General features: G+C 58.6%; 13 protein-coding genes. 10 read left to right on the top strand and 3 right to left on the bottom strand.

Features of this window, described 5'->3' with window-relative positions; genetic code table 11:
* Positions 1–19: 19 nt before the first annotated feature.
* From asd to G6041_RS19895, 7 genes are all read left to right on the top strand, one after another.
* The gene (gene asd / locus G6041_RS19925) at positions 20–1,126 is read left to right on the top strand and encodes an aspartate-semialdehyde dehydrogenase (protein WP_012126368.1); all 1,107 of its coding nucleotides are present in this window, start codon (positions 20–22) and stop codon (positions 1,124–1,126) included.
* A gap of 267 nt (positions 1,127–1,393) precedes the next feature.
* Positions 1,394–3,589, top strand: a complete 2,196-nt coding sequence (glgB, locus tag G6041_RS19920) for a 1,4-alpha-glucan branching enzyme (RefSeq protein WP_004388018.1) — start codon at positions 1,394–1,396, stop codon at positions 3,587–3,589.
* Positions 3,576–5,558 (top strand): glycogen debranching protein GlgX, encoded by a 1,983-nt coding sequence (gene glgX, locus G6041_RS19915; RefSeq protein ID WP_012126370.1) that lies wholly within the window; start codon positions 3,576–3,578, stop codon positions 5,556–5,558. Before glgB ends, glgX begins: the two co-directional genes overlap by 14 nt.
* A 13-nt stretch (positions 5,559–5,571) precedes the next feature.
* Entirely contained in the window at positions 5,572–6,855 is a 1,284-nt protein-coding gene (glgC, locus tag G6041_RS19910; protein WP_054628535.1) for a glucose-1-phosphate adenylyltransferase, read from the top strand.
* Between the two features lie 98 nt (positions 6,856–6,953).
* Positions 6,954–8,387 carry a glycogen synthase GlgA gene (glgA, locus tag G6041_RS19905; protein ID WP_004388021.1) on the top strand — a complete coding sequence of 478 codons (1,434 nt, stop codon included), beginning with the start codon at positions 6,954–6,956 and terminating at the stop codon, positions 8,385–8,387.
* Positions 8,388–8,399: 12 nt separating this feature from the next.
* Positions 8,400–10,847, top strand: a complete 2,448-nt coding sequence (gene glgP / locus G6041_RS19900) for a glycogen phosphorylase (RefSeq protein ID WP_012126372.1) — start codon at positions 8,400–8,402, stop codon at positions 10,845–10,847.
* 68 nt (positions 10,848–10,915) lie between these two features.
* On the top strand, positions 10,916–11,377 hold the full coding sequence (locus G6041_RS19895; protein ID WP_012126373.1) for a hypothetical protein: 462 nt from the start codon (positions 10,916–10,918) through the stop codon (positions 11,375–11,377).
* On the opposite strand, the gene G6041_RS19890 is transcribed toward G6041_RS19895, so the two are convergent.
* The gene (locus G6041_RS19890) at positions 11,368–12,927 is read right to left on the bottom strand and encodes a sensor domain-containing diguanylate cyclase (RefSeq protein ID WP_041460670.1); all 1,560 of its coding nucleotides are present in this window, start codon (positions 12,925–12,927) and stop codon (positions 11,368–11,370) included. The genes G6041_RS19895 and G6041_RS19890 overlap by 10 nt on opposite strands.
* A 147-nt stretch (positions 12,928–13,074) precedes the next feature.
* Entirely contained in the window at positions 13,075–14,592 is a 1,518-nt protein-coding gene (gene glpD, locus G6041_RS19885) for a glycerol-3-phosphate dehydrogenase (protein ID WP_004388025.1), read from the bottom strand.
* 221 nt (positions 14,593–14,813) lie between these two features.
* Between glpD and glpE the strand changes: the two genes are divergently transcribed.
* The 3 genes from glpE (at position 14,814) to G6041_RS19870 (ending at position 16,833) form a co-directional block, all read left to right on the top strand.
* Positions 14,814–15,143: a thiosulfate sulfurtransferase GlpE gene (gene glpE, locus G6041_RS19880; RefSeq protein WP_004388026.1), complete on the top strand. Its 330-nt coding sequence runs from the start codon at positions 14,814–14,816 to the stop codon at positions 15,141–15,143.
* A 75-nt stretch (positions 15,144–15,218) separates the two neighbouring features.
* The gene (gene glpG / locus G6041_RS19875) at positions 15,219–16,049 is read left to right on the top strand and encodes a rhomboid family intramembrane serine protease GlpG (RefSeq protein ID WP_007899829.1); all 831 of its coding nucleotides are present in this window, start codon (positions 15,219–15,221) and stop codon (positions 16,047–16,049) included.
* 25 nt (positions 16,050–16,074) lie between these two features.
* Positions 16,075–16,833 carry a DeoR/GlpR family transcriptional regulator gene (locus tag G6041_RS19870; protein ID WP_004388028.1) on the top strand — a complete coding sequence of 253 codons (759 nt, stop codon included), beginning with the start codon at positions 16,075–16,077 and terminating at the stop codon, positions 16,831–16,833.
* A gap of 204 nt (positions 16,834–17,037) precedes the next feature.
* On the opposite strand, the gene malT is transcribed toward G6041_RS19870, so the two are convergent.
* Entirely contained in the window at positions 17,038–19,743 is a 2,706-nt protein-coding gene (gene malT / locus G6041_RS19865) for an HTH-type transcriptional regulator MalT (RefSeq protein WP_012126376.1), read from the bottom strand.
* Positions 19,744–20,004 lie beyond the last annotated feature (261 nt).

The following is a 20,004-nucleotide window of genomic DNA, read 5'->3' as shown; positions in this document are numbered from 1 at the left end:
TCTCGCAGGAACACGGGTTATGAAAAATGTTGGTTTTATCGGCTGGCGCGGTATGGTCGGCTCTGTACTCATGCAACGCATGGTGGAAGAGCGCGATTTTGACGCCATTCGTCCTGTCTTTTTCTCTACTTCCCAGCTTGGCCAGCCCGCGCCCACCTTTGGCGCGCAGGGCGGCGGCACGCTTCAGGATGCTTACAATCTGGAAGCGCTGAAGGCGCTGGACATTATCGTGACCTGCCAGGGCGGCGATTATACCAACGAAATCTATCCAAAGCTTCGTGAAAGCGGCTGGCAGGGCTACTGGATTGACGCGGCGTCTTCGCTGCGTATGAAAGATGACGCCATTATCATTCTCGACCCGGTTAACCAGCATGTGATCACCGACGGGCTGAATAAAGGCGTGAAAACCTTTGTTGGCGGCAACTGCACCGTCAGCCTGATGCTGATGTCGCTGGGCGGCCTGTTTGCGGAAAACCTGGTGGAGTGGGCGTCTGTCGCCACATACCAGGCGGCGTCCGGCGGCGGCGCGCGCCATATGCGCGAACTGCTAACCCAGATGGGCCTGCTGCAACAGCACGTGGCGGCGGAACTCGCCGACCCGGCTTCCGCCATTCTCGATATCGAACGCAAAGTCACGCAGCTCACCCGCAGCGGCGAACTGCCGGTGGATAATTTCGGCGTACCGCTGGCGGGCGGCCTTATCCCGTGGATCGACAAACAGCTCGATAACGGCCAGAGCCGCGAAGAGTGGAAAGGCCAGGCGGAGACCAACAAAATCCTCGGCACGTCATCAACCATTCCTGTAGACGGCCTGTGCGTGCGTATCGGCGCGCTGCGCTGCCACAGTCAGGCGTTTACGCTGAAGCTGAAAAAAGATGTCTCGATTGCCACCATTGAATCGCTGCTGGCGGGCCATAACGACTGGGTGAAAGTGGTGCCAAACGACCGCGATATTACCGTACGTGAATTAACGCCTGCGGCGGTTACCGGCACGCTCAGCACGCCGGTCGGACGCCTGCGTAAGCTCAACATGGGGCCTGAGTATCTCTCGGCGTTTACCGTCGGCGACCAGCTTCTCTGGGGCGCTGCCGAGCCGCTGCGGCGTATGCTGCGTCAGCTGGCGTAAATAACCTTAATAAAAGAGCGCTCCGGCGCTCTTTTTTAATGTCCGTCAATTAAAGAAAAGACGAATGTTTCATATTTTCTGAGGGGGAACAGAATCCCCTGGCTATGCTTAGCATAAGACGGGTCTTACTCGTCATACTTCCAGGTGGAACGGCACAGCCGCAGGAATGCTTCAGGCTCTGCCCGTTCAGGTCATTAAGAGTGTCGCTACCGGACGCGAAGGCGTAAGGCTGGAATGGGGCGACACCAAATAAACAGGATGATAACCATGTCTGATCGTGTCTCAAGAGACGTGATTAATGCGCTGATTGCGGGCCATTTTTCGGATCCTTTCTCCGTTCTGGGCATGCACACCACCGACGCCGGGATCGAAGTCCGTGCGCTGCTTCCCGACGCTACTGAAGTCTGGGTCATCGAACCCAAGACCGGGCGTAAAGTGGGCAAGCTTGAGTGTCTGGATTCTCGCGGTTTTTTCAGCGGCGTGATGCCGCGTCGTAAAAATCCTTTTCGCTATCAACTGGCCGTGGTCTGGCACGGACAGCAAAATCTGATTGATGACCCGTATCGCTTCGGGCCGCTGCTTCAGGAGCTGGATGTCTGGCTGCTTTCCGAAGGCACGCATTTACGTCCTTATGAAACGCTCGGCGCGCACCCGGATACGATGGACGGCGTCACCGGCACGCGCTTTTCCGTCTGGGCGCCGAACGCGCAGCGCGTCTCCGTGGTGGGGCAGTTCAACTACTGGGATGGCCGCCGCCACCCGATGCGTCTGCGTAAAGAGAGCGGCATCTGGGAACTCTTCATCCCCGGCGCGCACAACGGCCAGCTCTATAAATATGAAATGATCGACGCGAACGGCCATTTGCGCATGAAATCCGACCCGTATGCGTTTGAGGCGCAGATGCGCCCGGATACCGCGTCGCTTATCTGCGGCCTGCCGGAAAAAGTCGAGCCGAACACGGCGCGCCAGGACGCTAACCGCTTCGATGCGCCGATCTCGATTTACGAAGTGCATCTGGGTTCATGGCGTCGCCATACCGACAACAATTTCTGGCTGAGCTACCGCGAGCTGGCTGACCAGCTGATCCCGTATGTTAAGTGGATGGGCTTTACCCATATCGAACTGTTGCCAGTTAACGAACACCCGTTCGACGGCAGCTGGGGCTATCAGCCGACCGGGCTGTACGCGCCGACGCGCCGTTTCGGCACGCGCGAAGAGTTTCGCTATTTCATCAACGCCGCGCACGCCGCGGGGCTGAACGTTATTCTCGACTGGGTGCCGGGCCACTTCCCGTCCGATGATTTCGCGCTGGCGAATTTTGACGGCACGGCGCTCTATGAGCACAGCGACCCGCGCGAAGGCTATCACCAGGACTGGAACACGCTTATCTACAACTATGGCCGCCGCGAAGTGAGCAACTTCCTGGTGGGCAACGCGCTCTACTGGACGGAGCGTTTTGGCATCGACGCGCTGCGTGTGGACGCCGTCGCCTCAATGATTTATCGCGACTACAGCCGCAAAGAAGGCGAGTGGATCCCGAACCAGTACGGCGGGCGCGAAAACCTGGAGGCGATGGAGTTTCTGCGCAACACCAACCGCATTATCGGCGAGCAGGTCAACGGCGCGGTGACAATGGCGGAAGAGTCCACCGATTTCCCTGGCGTCTCACGGCCGCCGGAATCGGGCGGGCTTGGCTTCTGGTACAAGTGGAACCTGGGCTGGATGCACGACACGCTCGACTACATGAAGCTCGATCCGGTCTATCGCCAGTACCATCACCACAAAATGACCTTCGGGATGATTTACAACTACACCGAAAACTTTGTCCTGCCGCTGTCGCATGACGAAGTGGTGCATGGCAAAAAATCGATTCTCGATCGTATGCCTGGCGACGCCTGGCAGAAATTCGCCAACCTGCGCGCCTACTACGCGTGGATGTGGGGCTTCCCGGGTAAAAAACTGCTGTTCATGGGCAACGAGTTTGCGCAGGGGCGCGAGTGGAACCACGACGCCAGCCTCGACTGGCATCTGCTGGAAGGCGACGACAACTGGCACCACGGCGTGCAAAGACTGGTGCGCGATCTCAATTCCACATATCGCCACCACAAAGCGCTGCATGAACTTGATTTCGATCCTTATGGCTTCGAATGGTTAGTGGTAGAGGATAACCAGAACTCGGTATTTATCTTCGTGCGCCGCGATTCGCAGGGCAATGAAATCATCGTCGCCAGTAACTTCACGCCGGTGGTGCGCCATAACTATCGCTTTGGCATTAACCAGCCGGGCGAGTGGCGCGAAATCCTGAATACGGATTCGCAGCACTATCATGGCAGCAACGCCGGGAACGGCGGCAAGGTGCGCAGCGAGGCCATCGCCAGCCACGGGCGTGACAATTCGCTCTCCCTGACGCTGCCGCCGCTTGCCACTATCTGGCTGGTCAGAGAGGCAGATGATGCAGCTTAACGCAGGCCATTCCGCTCCGCCTGGCGCCTGGTTTGACGGCGCGGGCGTGAATTTCACGCTGTTTTCCGCGCATGCGGAAAAGGTGGAGCTGTGCCTGTTTGATGAAAGCGGCAACGAAACGCGCTACGCGCTGCCTGCGCGTAGCGGCGACGTCTGGCACGGTTATCTGCCGGGCGCGCGTCCTGGCCTGCGCTATGGCTACCGCGTGCATGGCCCGTGGAACCCGGCGCAGGGCCACCGCTTTAACCCGGCGAAACTGCTGCTCGATCCATGCGCTCGCGGCGTGGAGGGCGATGTTATCGACGATCCGCGCCTGTACGGCGGCATCGACACGCCGGACCCGCGCGACAACCGCGACGCGATGCCGAAATCGGTCGTGATGGATGACCGCTACGACTGGGAAGACGACGCGCCGCCCAACATCGCCTGGGGCGAGACGGTGATTTACGAGGCGCACGTGCGCGGTTTGACGCGCCTGCACCCGGACATTCCGCCTGCCCTACGCGGTACCTACGCGGCGCTCGGCCACCCGGCGATGATCGCCTGGTTCCAGCGGCTCGGCATTACGGCGCTGGAGTTACAACCTGTTGCGAAATTCTGTAGCGAGCCGCGGCTGCAACGTCTCGGCCTCGCTAACTACTGGGGCTACAACCCGCTGGCGCTGTGGGCCATCGAGACGCGTTACGCCTCGCAGCCCGCGCCGCAGGCGGCGCTCAATGAATTTCGCGACGCCGTCAAAGCGCTGCATAAAGCGGGCATTGAGGTCATTCTCGATGTGGTGCTTAACCACAGCGCCGAACTGGATCTCGAAGGACCGACCTTCTCCCTGCGCGGAATTGATAACCGTAGCTATTATTGGATACAGGACGACGGCGATTATCACAACTGGACCGGTTGCGGTAACACGCTGAACCTGAGCCATCCGGCCGTGGTGGATTATGCCATCGGCTGCCTGAAGTTCTGGGTGGAGCAGTGCCACGTTGACGGTTTCCGGTTCGATCTGGCGACGGTCATGGGCCGCACGCCGGAATTTCGTCAGGATGCGCCGCTTTTTGAGGCGATGCGCCGCGACCGGTCGCTGTCCGCGGTGAAGCTTATCGTTGAGCCGTGGGATATCGGCCCCGGCGGCTATCAGGTGGGCAACTATCCGCCGCCGTTCGCCGAGTGGAACGACCGCTTTCGCGACGATATGCGCCGCTTCTGGCTGCGAAGCGAGCTGGATGTGGGCGAAGTCGCTACGCGCGTCGCCGCGTCGGCGGATGTATACCGCAGAAACGGCCGTGAGCCGTGGGCGTGCGTCAATCTGGTGACGGCGCATGACGGTTTTACGCTGCGCGACTGCGTGTCGTTTAACGGCAAGCATAACGAAGCGAACGGTGAAGATAACCGCGACGGCGCGTGGGAAAACCACAGCAATAATCACGGTTATGAGGGCCTGGGCGGCGGGCAGAGCGTTCAGGACGCGCGGCGTGCGAGCACGCATGCGCTGCTGGCGTCGCTGCTGCTGTCGCAGGGCACGCCGATGCTGCTGGCGGGCGATGAACAGGGCCACAGCCAGCATGGCAATAACAATGCGTATTGCCAGGATAACGAACTGACCTGGTTTGACTGGTCGCAGGCGGACGAAGGGCTTGTCGCGTATACCGCGGCGCTGATTCGCCTGCGCCGGCAGATCCCGGCGCTCACCGCGTCACGGTGGTGGGAAGAGAACGACGGCAACGTCCGCTGGCTGAACGCCGCAGGCGCGCCGATGCGACCCGAGGAGTGGCACAGCGGCACACGCCAGCTGCAAATCCTCTTGTCCGATCGCTGGCTTGTTACCCTTAACGGCCGCGATGAAGTAAGCGAGATCGTATTACCTGAAGGGGAATGGCGCGCCGTTCCTCCATTTGCCGGAGAGGATAATCCGGTTGTCATGGCTGTATGGCATGGGCCTGCGCACGGTGTGTGCGTCTTCCGGAAGTCATAAACAGGAGTTCGTCATGGTCAGGCTTGAAAAGAAAGATCCGTTGATGCTGGCAAGGCAGTTGCCGTTGAAATCCGTGGCGCTGATTCTGGCTGGGGGCCGCGGCACGCGGTTGAAAGACTTGACCGCGACCCGCGCCAAGCCCGCCGTTCATTTCGGCGGTAAATTCCGCATTATCGACTTCGCGCTGTCGAACTGCATTAACTCGGGCATTCGGCGCATCGGGGTTATCACGCAGTATCAGTCGCACACGCTGGTGCAGCACATCCAGCGCGGCTGGTCGTTCTTCAGCGAAGAGATGAATGAATTCGTCGATCTTCTGCCCGCCCAGCAGCGCGTACACGGCGAAACCTGGTATCGCGGCACCGCAGACGCGGTCACTCAGAACCTCGACATCATTCGTCGCTACAAAGCGGAGTATGTGGTCATCCTCGCGGGCGATCACATCTACAAGCAGGACTACTCGCGCATGCTTATCGACCATGTCGAAAAAGGCGCGCGCTGCACCGTGGCCTGCCTGCCGGTACCGGTGGCGGAAGCACGTGCATTTGGGGTGATGGCGGTGGATGAAAACAGCAAAGTCATCGACTTCGTGGAAAAACCCGCCAACCCGCCTTCAATGCCAGGCGACGATACTAAAGCGCTCGCCAGTATGGGCATCTATATTTTTGATGCCGACTATCTTTATGAGTTGCTGGAAGAGGATGACGAAAACGAATCCTCCAGCCATGACTTCGGGAAAGACATTATCCCGAAAGTGACGTACAGCGGCGAAGCCTACGCGCATCCGTTCCCGCTTTCATGCGTGCAGTCCGACCCGAACGCCGAGCCGTACTGGCGCGACGTGGGAACGCTTGAGGCGTACTGGAAGGCGAATCTCGATCTCGCCTCGGTGACGCCGGAGCTGGATATGTATGACCAGGACTGGCCGATTCGTACGCACATGGAGTCGTTGCCGCCTGCCAAGTTCGTGCAGGACCGCTCCGGCAGCCACGGCATGACGCTGAACTCGCTGGTCTCCGGTGGCTGCATAATTTCCGGATCGGTGGTGGTGCAGTCAGTGCTGTTCCCGCGCGTGCGCGTGAACTCGTTTTGCAATATTGATTCTGCGGTGCTGCTGCCTGATGTCTGGGTTGGCCGCTCCTGCCGCCTGCGTCGCTGCATCATCGACCGGGCCTGTGTTATCCCTGAAGGAATGGTGATTGGCGAAAACGCCGAAGAGGATGCTCGCCGTTTCTACCGCTCCGAAGAGGGAATTGTTTTGGTGACCCGCGACATGCTGGCGCGTTTGTCAGCCTGAGTCGCACAAGGATTATGTGCGCACGGACGAGAATTTCCGCGCGCGATGGTTTCGCGTTCGGCGCGCCTGTTGCGCTGTGACTTTCAACGGGAGAGATAATGCAGGTCTTACATGTATGTTCTGAACTTTTTCCGCTACTGAAAACGGGTGGTCTGGCGGATGTCCTTGGCGCGTTGCCTGCTGCGCAGATTGCCGAAGGTGTGGATACGCGCGTGCTGCTGCCAGGCTTCCCCGATCTCCGTCGCGGGGTCGCGGATGCCAAAGTGATTACGCGTCGTGACACCTTTGCCGGGCGTATCTCTTTGTTATACGGACACTTCAACGGCGTCGGCATCTATCTTATCGATGCGCCGCATCTCTATGATCGTCCGGGCAGCCCTTATCACGACACCAACCTTTACGCCTACGCCGACAACGTGATTCGTTTCGCCCTGCTGGGCTGGGTGGGCAGCGAGATGGCGGCCGGGCTCGATCCGTTCTGGCGGCCTGACATCGTTCACGCGCATGACTGGCATGCGGGCCTGACGCCTGCGTATCTGGCAGCGCGCGGGCGTCCGGCGAAATCCGTGTTTACGGTGCATAACCTCGCCTATAAAGGCATGTTTTATGCGCATCACATGGATGAAATCGGATTGCCATGGTCGATGTTTAATATGAATGGGCTGGAGTTCAACGGCGAGATTTCGTTCCTCAAGGCGGGCCTCTACTATGCCGATCATATTACGGCGGTGAGCCCGACCTACGCGCGCGAAATCACCGAGCCGCAGTTCGCCTATGGCCTGGAAGGGCTGCTGAAACAGCGCCACAGTGAAGGGCGGCTGTCGGGCATCCTGAACGGCGTGGATGAAAACATCTGGAACCCGGCGCACGACTTATTGCTGGCCTCGCGCTATACCCGCGATACGCTGGAAGAGAAAGCGGAAAACAAACGCCAGTTGCAGATTGCGATGGGCCTGAAGGTGAATGACAAAGTGCCGTTGTTTGCGGTGGTCAGCCGCCTCACCAGCCAGAAAGGGCTGGATCTGGTGCTGGAGGCGCTGCCGGGCCTGCTGGAGCAGGGCGGACAACTGGCGCTGCTGGGCGCAGGCGATCCGGTGCTTCAGGAAGGCTTCCTCGCCGCGGCGGCGGAACATCCGGGCCAGGTCGGCGTGCAGATTGGCTATCACGAGGCGTTCTCGCACCGCATTATGGGCGGGGCGGATGTGATTTTAGTGCCGAGCCGCTTTGAGCCGTGCGGGTTAACGCAGCTCTACGGCCTGAAATATGGCACGCTGCCGCTGGTGCGTCGCACCGGTGGGCTTGCTGATACCGTTTCCGACAGCTCGCTGGAGAACCTGGCGGACGGCATCGCCAGCGGCTTTGTCTTTGAAGACAGCAACGCCTGGTCGCTGCTGCGGGCTATCCGGCGCGCTTTCGTATTGTGGTCCCGTCCGTCCCTCTGGCGTTTTGTACAACGTCAGGCGATGGGGATGGACTTTAGCTGGCAGGTCGCGGCGAAATCCTACCGCGAACTTTATCAACGCTTGTTGTAAAGGAACACGTCGATGAATGAACCCTTTAGCTATGCGTCGCCAACCCTGAGCGTGGAGGCGTTAAAGCACTCTATCGCTTACAAGCTGATGTTCACCATCGGTAAAGATCCGGCCATCGCTAACAAACATGAGTGGCTGAACGCCACGCTGTTTGCGGTGCGCGATCGCATGGTGGAGCGCTGGCTGCGCTCTACTCGCGCGCAACTCTCACAGGAAGTGCGACAGGTTTACTATCTGTCGATGGAGTTTCTGATTGGCCGCACGCTCTCAAACGCCCTGTTGTCGCTTGGCATCTATGAAGATGTGCGGGACGCGCTGGAGGGGATGGGCCTGAGCCTGGAAGAACTCATCGACGAAGAAAACGACCCCGGTCTTGGCAACGGCGGCCTCGGGCGCCTTGCGGCCTGTTTCCTGGATTCGCTGGCGACGCTCGGCCTGCCGGGCCGCGGCTATGGCATTCGCTACGACTACGGGATGTTTAAGCAAAACATCGTTGATGGTCGCCAGAAAGAATCGCCGGATTACTGGCTGGAATATGGCAACCCGTGGGAGTTCCAGCGCCACAACACGCGTTATAAAGTGCGTTTCGGCGGGCGTATTCAGCAGGAAGGCAAAAAGACCCGCTGGGTGGAAACTGAAGAAATTATCGCGGTTGCCTCTGACCAGATTGTTCCCGGCTACGACACCGATGCCACTAACACGCTGCGGCTCTGGAGTGCTCAGGCCAGTAGCGCGATTAACCTCGGTAAGTTCAACCAGGGCGATTACTTTGCGGCGGTGGAAGATAAAAACCACTCCGAGAACGTGTCGCGCGTGCTTTATCCGGACGATTCCACCTATTCCGGGCGCGAGCTTCGTCTGCGTCAGGAGTATTTCCTGGTCTCGGCGACGGTGCAGGACATTTTAAACCGCCACTACATGCTGCATAAAACCTACGCCAACCTGGCGCAGAAAGTGGCGATTCACCTGAACGACACCCACCCGGTATTGTCGATTCCGGAGCTGATGCGCCTGCTTATCGACGAGCATAAGTTTAGCTGGGACGAAGCGTTCGAAGTAACCTGTCAGGTGTTCTCCTACACCAACCATACGCTGATGAGCGAGGCGCTGGAGACCTGGCCTGTGGATATGCTCGGCAAGATCCTGCCGCGCCATCTGCAGATTATTTTTGAAATTAATGATTACTTCCTGCGTACCATTCAGGAGCAATACCCGAACGATACCGGGCTCTTAAGCCGCGTGTCGATTATCGACGAGTCGGGCGGGCGTCGCGTGCGTATGGCCTGGCTTGCGGTCATTATCAGCCACAAAGTAAATGGCGTGTCTGAACTGCACTCGAACCTGATGGTCCAGTCGCTGTTTGCCGATTTCGCCAACATCTTCCCGATGCGCTTTTTGAACGTCACCAACGGCGTGACGCCGCGCCGCTGGCTGGCGCTGGCGAACCCGTCGCTCTCCGACGTGCTGGATGAGAATATCGGGCGCACCTGGCGCACCGATCTCAGCCAGTTGAGTGAACTGGAGCAGCACATCGACTACCCGACGGTGAACCAGCAGGTGCGCGAAGCCAAGCTTGAGAATAAAAAGCGCCTGGCGATTTACATCGCACAGCATCTCAATGTCGTGGTCAACCCGAAAGCGCTCTTTGACGTGCAGATCAAGCGTATTCACGAGTACAAGCGTCAGCTCATGAACGTGCTGCACGTCATTACGCGCTATAACCGCATCAAAGCCGATCCGGATCTGGAGTGGGTGCCGCGCGTGAATATTTTCGCCGGTAAAGCGGCTTCGGCGTATTACATGGCGAAGCACATTATTCACCTGATCAACGATGTGGCAAAAGTCATCAACAACGACGCGGACGTGAAGGATCGCCTGAAAGTGGTGTTTATTCCGAACTACAGCGTCAGCCTTGCGCAGCTCATCATTCCGGCAGCCGATCTCTCGGAGCAGATTTCTCTCGCGGGTACTGAGGCGTCCGGCACCAGTAACATGAAGTTTGCGCTCAACGGCGCGCTGACCATCGGCACGCTCGATGGCGCGAACGTAGAGATGCAGGAGCATGTCGGCGAAGAGAACATTTTCATCTTCGGTAACACGGCGGATGAAGTGGAAGCGCTGCGTCGCGCAGGCTATAACCCGCGCGATTACTACGAGAAGGATGAAGAGTTACGCCAGGTACTGACCCAGATAGCGACCGGCGTGTTCAGCCCTGAAGAGCCGGGCCGCTACCGCGATCTGGTGGATTCCCTGATTAACTTTGGCGATCACTATCAGGTGCTGGCGGATTACCGCAGCTACGTGGATTGTCAGGAGAAGGTGGACGAGCTTTATCTGCAGCCGGAAGTGTGGACCACGCGCGCGATGCATAACATCGCGAACATGGGCTACTTCTCCTCAGACCGCACCATTCAGGAGTACGCGGAAAATATCTGGCACATCACGCCTGTACGCCTGTAAGATCGACGCGTTATCAACACAACCAGAGTGGCGACGCTCTGGTTTTTTTATGGGTGCGAAAGGCAAGGATGACGAAGAAAACAACATGGGCGGGCGCGCTGCTCGTCTCGCTGGCAGGCGCGCCATTACTGGCTCAGGTATACGGCGCGGTGGCGGATTTCGCGCTTTCAGGCGTGATGCGCACATATGCCTCAGCGAACATCGGTATCGCCGTACTGCTGATGCTGCAAGGCGTGTCGCTGGCGCTGCTTGGCAAACACCAGGCGACACGACGCCCCGACAGCGCGCGGGTGTTCTGGGCGGTGCTTGTCTGGTATCTGCTGTGTGCCGCCGTGTTCAGTACCAGGGCGGGGTTTTTGCCAGACGCGCCGCGGGGGGCGCTATTCTTTGCCGGCTGGCTCCCGAGCGCATACGTCTGGCTGCTCGCGAAGGACGTTTTCTTTGTATGGCCGCTGTGGCTGCCCGCCGCCGCACAGGCATCCTTACTTGCCGGATTTTATTACGGACGCCGCCGCGCCCGTCACGCGTGATAGGGTGTGGCCAGCGGCGTGTGGCTTACGCCTGTGGCACCCACCACGCAGTTGCGGCCCGCGCGTTTGGCCTGATAAAGCGCCTCGTCGGCCTGGTTTTTCAGCGTCTCTCCACTGGCGTCGTCACCTGTCATCGTGGCGGTGCCAGCGCTAATCGTCAGTACTTTCTCCACCATCGGCGTCGCCGGATGCGCCAGCCGGGCCTGCTGAATCGCCTGAAGCGCGCGCATCGCCACCTGTTCAGCAGCATGTGCGTTCGCACCCGGCAGAATAATGGCAAACTCTTCGCCGCCGTAGCGCGCCACTCTGTCAGATTTGTGCAGCGGCAGATGATGCAGAATTTCACCCACCGCTTTCAGGCACTCATCGCCCGCCACATGGCCCAGCGTGTCGTTGTAGCTTTTAAAATAGTCGATATCGCACATCACCAGTGACACCGGCGCGCCGGTTGCCTGCGCGCGCGTCATACATTGTTCCAGATAGATATCGAACTGGCGACGATTAGGCAGCCCGGTTAAGCCATCCAGCAGCGCCAGATCCTGAAGAATATGATTAGAGCGCGTGAGATCGTCACGCAGCACAATAAGCTCGCGCTGATAGCGCAGGCTGGCGCGGATCTGGCGCAAAACCAGCACGCCGAATACCAACACCACACCAAGCAGCACGGCGTTAAGCGCCAGTGTCGGAATATTGTTACGCCACCAGGCGGCGCGAAGCTCATCGACGTCATAACCGGCCGACACCACCAGCGGATAACGCGCAAGCGTGGCGTAACCGAAAATGCGCGGCACGCCGTCGATCGCCGATTTCCAGGCGCCGCCACCGGTCGGGGCGATTTTCAGCATCCGCGTAAACAGCGGGCTGGAGGAGAGGGTGCGGTTAATATAGGAATCGGGGAAAGGGCGCACATACAGCACTGTGCTGTCGGTGAAGGTGATCCCCAACGTGTCGCCTGGCCCCATTTCGTAATAGCCATAAAACTGGCGGAAATAGTCGAGTTTCACCGTTGCCAGTAACACGCCGCGAAAGCGGCCTTCCGGGGTATTCAGCCGCATCGAAACGGGCACCACCAGTTCCCCCGTAGCACGGCTGCGGATCACATGGCCGATGCGTATGCCGGTGTCGCTGTGCTGGCTGTGCCAGATGAAATAGTCGCGGTCGGCGCTGTTCGCCTGCGCCGGAAAGCCGCTCGCCGAGGTGGCGAGCCAGTCGCCGCGGGTGTCGTAGACAAACAACCCCTGCAGTTGCGTCAGCTGGCGCTGTTGTTGGGCGAGCAGGCCGCGCGGGCCGTTCCATTCGGCAGGCTGCAGGAAAATATCGTCCGCACGCCGCGAGAGATCATCCAGCGTCAACTGAACCTGGAAAAACGTATCCTCTGCCTGCCGCGCCAGCGAAATCGCCTGGTTACGCGCCTGACGCTCTGTCTCCTCGACACTGTGCCGCCACGATTGCCACAGCGATCCGCCGCTGACCGCCATCACCAGCAGCGAAATCAGCAGTAAAAAAGCCAGCATTACGGCATCCGGCGAACGGGATGTTGCCTTGCGCAAGCGGCGCTCTCCTGAGAGGGGGTTTAATAACCCATAGTAATACGATGTTATTAATTGTAGCGACAGAAATACACGTTAATGCGGGGAGTTAGCAGATAAAAAGACGCGGCCGCGCAGGAGAAGACACGGCCGCGAAAGGGGAAGGGGTTACGACGCCAGCGACAGCTTCACATTGGCTTTTTTGCCGACGTTTTCAGTGAGCCACTGCGCCACGCGCGACTGTTCTTCACCGTTGAGCCACATGCCGAGTTTGGTACGACGCCAGATGGCGTCATCCAGACGGCGCACCCATTCGTGCTCGACCAGATAGCGCAGTTCCGCTTCGTAAAACTCGTGGCCGAAGTGTTCGCCAAGCGCGTGGATATCTGCAGCATCGCCCAGAATCAGCTCGCTGTTACTGCCGTAGGTACGCGCGTAGTGGCGCGCCAGCGTTTCACTGATGAACGGGTAACGACGACGCAGTTGTGCGGCGTAGTCGTCGCGCTCGCCCTGGAAAGCGCCACCCGGCAGCACGGCGTTGCGGGTCCACGCCGGGCCGATATTGCTGTAATAGGACGACAGTTTTTCCATCGCGTGTTCGGCAAGCTTACGGTACGTCGTGAGTTTACCGCCGAAGACCGACAGCAGCGGCGCTTTGCCGTTCTCATCGTGAATATCGAGCGTGTAATCACGCGTGATCGCCTGCGGCGAATCCGATTCGTCATCGCACAGTGGACGCACGCCGGAGTAAGTCCAGACCACGTCATCACGGGCAAGCTGTTTTTTGAAGTGCGCGTTATAGACTTTGAGCAGATAGCTGATTTCGGATTCGTCGATCGCCACTTCTTTCGGGTCGCCTTTATATTCGACGTCGGTAGTGCCGATTATCGAGAACTCATCCATCCACGGGATAACAAACACGATACGCTTATCTTCGTTTTGCAGGATGTAAGCCTGTTTCTGGTTATGCACGCGCGGCACCACGATATGGCTGCCTTTGATCAGGCGGATACCGTAAGGCGATTTCAGTTTCAGGCCGTCATCGAAGAAGTTTTTCACCCACGGGCCGGTGGCGTTCACTAAGCCGCGCGCCTGCCAGGTATAGGTTTCGCCAGTATCGATATCTTCCGCTTCCACGATCCACATGCCGTTTTCGCGACGCGCGGAGGTGGCGCGGGTGCGGGTCAGCACTTCGCCGCCTTTTTTAACGACCATCTGGGCGTTCGCCAGCACCAGACGCGCGTCGTCGACCCAGCAGTCGGAATATTCGAAACCGCGCACAATTTCCGGCTTCAGCACGGAATCCGAACCAAAACGCAAACCGGTGGAACCCGGCAGACTGGTGCGTTTGCCGAGGTGATCGTACATAAACAGACCGGTGCGGATCATCCACGCCGGGCGAAGATGCGGGCGGTGCGGCAGACGAAAGCGCATCGGGAACGCGATGTGCGGCGCCATTTTCAGCAGCACTTCACGTTCTGCCAGCGCTTCGCTGACCAGACGGAACTCGTAATGTTCCAGGTAGCGCAGCCCGCCGTGGATCAACTTGGAGCTGGCGGAAGAAGTGGCGCACGCCAGATCCTGCGCTTCCAGCATCAGCACAGAGAGTCCACGCCCTGCGGCGTCTGCCGCGATACCGGCACCGTTGATGCCCCCACCTATCACAATCAGATCTTTGGTTTCCATGCTGCTGCCCTCACGCACTTTCGTTAAAGCTCATAAATGTTCGTTATCGCTCATAATAGCAAACAAACGCGCTTTTGATAACAACAAAAAAACATTTCCGTGTGATGTGAATAACATTATGGCGTTACAGACGGAGGAAGCCTTACACTTACGTTATTATCGGCATAGCGCCTCGCGCGGTTGGCCGGTCTTACGCCCCTTTAAAGATGAAAGAGATCACCATGGATCAGTTTGAATGTATTAATGTCGAAGAAGCGCACCAGAAACTGCAGCAGGGGAACGCCGTACTGGTGGATATTCGCGATCCGCAAAGTTATGCGATGGGCCACACGCCTGGCGCGTTTCATTTAACCAACGCCACGCTGCCCGCCTTTATGCAGCAGACCGATTTCGACGTGCCGGTGCTGGTGATGTGCTATCACGGCAACAGCAGCAAAGGAGCGGCGCAGTATCTGCTTCACCAGGGCTATGACCAGGTCTACAGCGTGGACGGCGGTTTCGACGCCTGGCATCGCCATTTCCCGGCGGAAGTGGCGCACGGCGAGAGTTAAGCATCGTCTGCGCGTCGTTCGCAGGTATACTGTTTGCCTCATGTGGAGATACCTTTCTGAAAAGAACGACTTGCTATGTTGATGATTAACTCGTTTGACAACCCGCGTCTTGCACAGGCGTTTGTTGACTATATGGCCACCCAGGGCGTGATACTGGAAATCCAGCGGCATGACACCTGGGATATCTGGCTTGCCGATGAGGCGCAGGCGGAAAGGGTCAAAGCGGAGCTGAGCTATTTTCTCGCGCATCCGGGCGATCCGCGCTATCTCTCCGCGAGCTGGCAGACGGGGCAACTGAACGCCGGTTTGCGCTATCGCTCGTATCCGTTTATGGCGAGCGTGCGCGCCCACGCAGGCCCGCTGACGCTTGGCATGATGGCGCTGTGCGTCGTGGCGTATCTCGCGATGAGCATCATTGGTTCTCCGCAAGTGGCCGTCTGGCTTGCATGGCCGTTCGATCCCTCTCTCAAATTTCAACTCTGGCGCTATGTCAGCCCGCTGCTGTTGCACTTTTCCCTGCTGAGCCTGATCTTCAATCTGCTATGGTGGTGGTATCTTGCCGGTCCGCTGGAGCGTAGCGTCGGCAGCGGTAAACTGCTGACGCTAACGCTGGTGACGGCGCTGGTGGGCGGCGTTATTCAGTATCAAATTGCCGGCCCGTGGTTCGGCGGCCTCGGCGGCGTGGTCTATGCGCTGGTGGGCTATGTCTGGCTGCGCGGCGAACGCGAGCCGGAAAGCGGGCTTTATCTGCCTCGCGGCATTCTGGTGTTTATGCTGCTGTGGCTCGCTATCGGCGGCCTGGGGCTGTTTGGCAACAAGACGGCGAATGCCGATCTGGTGGCGGGGATGCTGATTGGCCTGGCGATGGCCATGACAGATACCCTGCATGCGCGAAAACGAAAATAATACGGCAACACGTCAGGAGAAGGGTGTGAAGCAAACACAACGTCACGATGCCATTATTGAACTGGTCAAAAAACAGGGCTATGTGAGTACCGAAGAGCTGGTGGAGCAGTTTGCCGTCAGCCCGCAAACCATCCGTCGCGACCTTAACGATCTCGCAGAACAAAATATGATCCTGCGCCACCACGGCGGCGCGGCGTTACCGTCAAGCTCGGTCAATACCTCCTGGCATGACCGCAAGGCGACGCAGACGGCGGAAAAAGAGCGTATCGCCTATAAAGTGGCAAGCCAGATCCCCAACGGCGCGACGCTGTTTATCGATATCGGCACCACGCCGGAAGCTGTGGCGCACGCGCTGTTGAATCATGAGAATCTGCGCATCGTGACCAATAACCTGAACGTGGCGAATACGCTGATGGTGAAGGACGATTTCCGTATCATTCTGGCTGGCGGCGAGCTGCGCAGCCGCGACGGCGGGATTATCGGCGAGGCGACGCTCGATTTTATCTCTCAGTTCCGGCTCGATTTCGGCATTCTGGGTATCAGCGGCATCGACAGCGACGGCTCGCTGCTGGAGTTCGATTATCACGAAGTGCGCACCAAGCGCGCGATTATCGAGAACTCGCGCCACGTGATGCTGGTGGTGGATCACTCCAAGTTTGGCCGCAACGCGATGGTGAATTTAGGCAGCATCAGCCTTGTTGACGCGGTTTATACCGACACCATGCCGCCCGCGGGCGTGATGCAGGTGATTACCGCCAATAAGGTGCAGTTAGAGTTGTGTTAATGCCTTTGCGGTGACGTGGGGTTTGCGGTGTAGTTGTTGATGGAATGGCGGGTGCGCTGCGCTTACCCGCCCTACGGTGTAGCTCACCGCGGGGCTTGTGAGGCGGGTGCGCTACGCTTGCCCGCCCTACGGTGTAGCTCATGCCGATTTTTGTAGGGTGGGTAAGCGCAGCGCACCCACCATTAACGTGGATTACTGCTCACCCTAAACCCCATACCCCATCATCTTCAACAACTGCTGGGCGTGCTGAACGGCGTCCTGACGGTGCGCCACACCAAGCTTCTGATACAAATTGCGGATATGCGTTTTAATCGTGGTCGCCGCCACATCAAGCTCACCGGCAATCTGATCGTTGCTGTAACCGGAGTAGATAAGCCCCAGCACCTGCCATTCGCGTTGGGTCAGCGGGCTGGTGCGGATCAACTCCGGCACTTCCGGATGATTCAACAGCTTATTGACGAAGTTCTCGTCGAAGTGCGCGAATTTATGGCGATGATGCTGGTTAATGTCGCGCAGAATGCGCTGCGCGCGATGCTGTTCAATCTCTGGCAGCGTATTGAGCTGCAACAGCTGACGCAACTGCTGCGCCATCGCTTCGCCTTCAATCACGAAATGGCTGATAAACCCGGTGCGGTTGGCGAGCGTTAACGCCTCCATCAGCACGCGCTGGGCGTCGCTTTTGCGACCGGCATTCCAGTAAAGCTGATTCAGCAACAGCAGGTTGCGGTTGATATCGCTCATCAGACGCAGGCTGCGGGCGTTTTCGTTAAGCTCTTCCAGCACCATCTCTGCAGGCTCGTAATCGCCAAGCAGGATCTGAACGCGGGCGATATTGCGCCACTGGCTTTGCAGGAAGTGGTTATTGGCGAAGGCGGGTTTCGGCGTCTGGCGCAGCCAGGCCGCGGCGGCGGCTTTATCGCCGGTCATCTGCCAGTAGATCACCCGCACTTTGTCGGCGTTAGAGACCCAGTCGCTGTGGTAATGCCCGTTACCGAGCAGATTTTCGAGACGGTTGAGGTGACTGCGGGCGTTGTCGAGATCGCCGCGCGCCAGCGAGCACTGCACCAGCAGCGCCAGGCACTGCAACTGCTGCTGCGGCTGGTAGTTCGCCAGCACGGTCATTCCGGTGCGCGCGCAGGCTTCCGCTTCATCCAGCCGCGCCCAGGCCCACAGCAGCTGCGCGCGAATACGCAGCAGGAATTCATGCAGGGGCAACTGTTCGAGATGCTGCTCCTGGATAAGCGTAAAGGCTTTTTCCTGCGTCTCCCAGGCCGCCTGCAAAAAGCCCTGGGCGAAGAGAATTTCGCTCTGCTGGATAAGGCTCCAGAGCGCGTAGTGCCAGACATCGTGACGGCGCGCCATCAGCTCCGTCTGCTGCATCACCGACAGCGATTTCGTTAAATCGCCTTTGCAGTGCAGCACTTCGCCGTGGACGGATGTCGCCACGATGCGGCTGTAGAAATTCGCCAGCGGCAGCGTCTCCAGCGCGACCATCGCCAGCCGTTCGGCCTCGTCCGGGTCGCCGTCGTTAATCGCCACCTGCGCGCGCAGGGCGTTGAATTCGCCATGCAGCGTGTCGTCCATTTCGCCTTTCATCTCCTGCTCGGCGCGCGCCAGCAGGGTGTTGACTTCGCTGTAGCGGTGCTGGCTTTGCATCAGCCAGGCCTGCAACAGCACGAGGCGCGGGTTCGCCAGCAGGCTTTCCCAGGGCAGGGCTTTTAAAGACTGTTCCAGCAGAGTGAGTTCACTGTGGTTGAACAGCCCCCAGGCGTGATTAAGCAGGATGTCGCGCAGCATACTGGCGTCGCCCGCCGCGAGCGCGTGGTGAATCGCCTCGCTCGGGAACCCCTGCGCCATCCAGCTCTCCGCCGCGGCGCGGTGGATATCCGGCAGCTCGGTCGACAGCTCCCACTGGCAGCGCTGACGCAGAAAACTACCGAACAGCGGGTGATAGCTGAACCATTCACCGGAATCATCCATCCGTTGCAAAAACAGCCCCTGGCGTTCGATCTCTTCCAGCCGCATCTGGCCGTTTTCTTCGCCGGTCACGCGCGCAATCAGCGCGTCGTTCATTGAGCGCAGCAGGGCGCTTTTCAGTAAAAACTGTCGGGTGTCGTTATCGACGTTATTCAGCACTTCATCGACCAGGTAATCGGACAGGTGGCTGGCGTTAATGCCTGCCAGCCGGCGCGCCGACTGATGCACCGCGCCGGTATTCTGACGTGCCGAAAGCGCAATGAGTTGCAGCGCGGTGGCCCAGCCTGCGACGTCGTCGCAAAGACGGTTGCTTTGCGCCGGTTCGATGGGCTGGCTCAGGCGGCAGTCGAAAAACTGGCGCGCTTCCTGGTGCGTAAAGGCGAGCTGCTGGCTGCCGATTTCGAGCAACTGCTCGCGCACGCGCAGGTTAGCGATACCCAGTTGCGGCAGGTTGCGCGAAAGCACCACCAGCGTCAGATGATCGGGCTGATGACGCAGGAAGAAGCGCATCGCCTCATGAATAACCGGATTGGTGATGAGATGGTAATCATCAATCACCAGAAAGAGCGGGCGCGGCCAGGCCGCCAGCTCGATGAAAAGCTGCGCAAAAAGGGAAGAGAGGCTCGCGTACTGGCGTTTCTGGGCCATCACTTCGCTACTGGCGCAGTGCCCGCCGGTCGCCTGCTGAATAGCAGCGATAAGATAGCTGGCGAAGCGCTCCGGTTGGTTATCGCCTTCGTCAAGCGAATACCAGCCCAGCTCCGTCTTACCTGCGGCCCACTGGGAAATTAACGTCGTTTTTCCGTAGCCGGCGGGGCTGGTGATTAGCGCCAGCCGGTAGTTGCTAGCGCCGGATAATTTAGCCAGCAGACGTTCACGAACCACAGTGTGTTCAAGACGAACCGGGCGACTTAACTTAGACGGTATCAACATAGGATCACTTCACTGTGCAGGAGGCAAAGAGATGACGATTTTTTTTGAGCTTCGTAATTAATACTAAATTAAGGTCGGACAGAATCAGCATGAATGCAAGTTATGTCCTTTTTTGGGCACGTTAAAGTTGCACTCTGTCACATTTCCATTTTTTCTGTGAATATTTCGCCCCCGTTCGCCTGCAAAGGCCGTTGGCTCTGGCTTTGCGTTAAGGCGTGGATGAGTTTTATTTCGCCACTGGCACAGTAAACCTTGCAAACC

Origin of the sequence: Cronobacter sp. HA18003 (assembly GCF_011605905.1) — a bacterium.
In the GTDB taxonomy this organism is placed as follows: domain Bacteria; phylum Pseudomonadota; class Gammaproteobacteria; order Enterobacterales; family Enterobacteriaceae; genus Cronobacter; species Cronobacter sakazakii.
The sequence above is the reverse complement of the archived record's forward strand: the minus strand, read 5'-3'. Positions and strand labels throughout refer to the sequence as shown.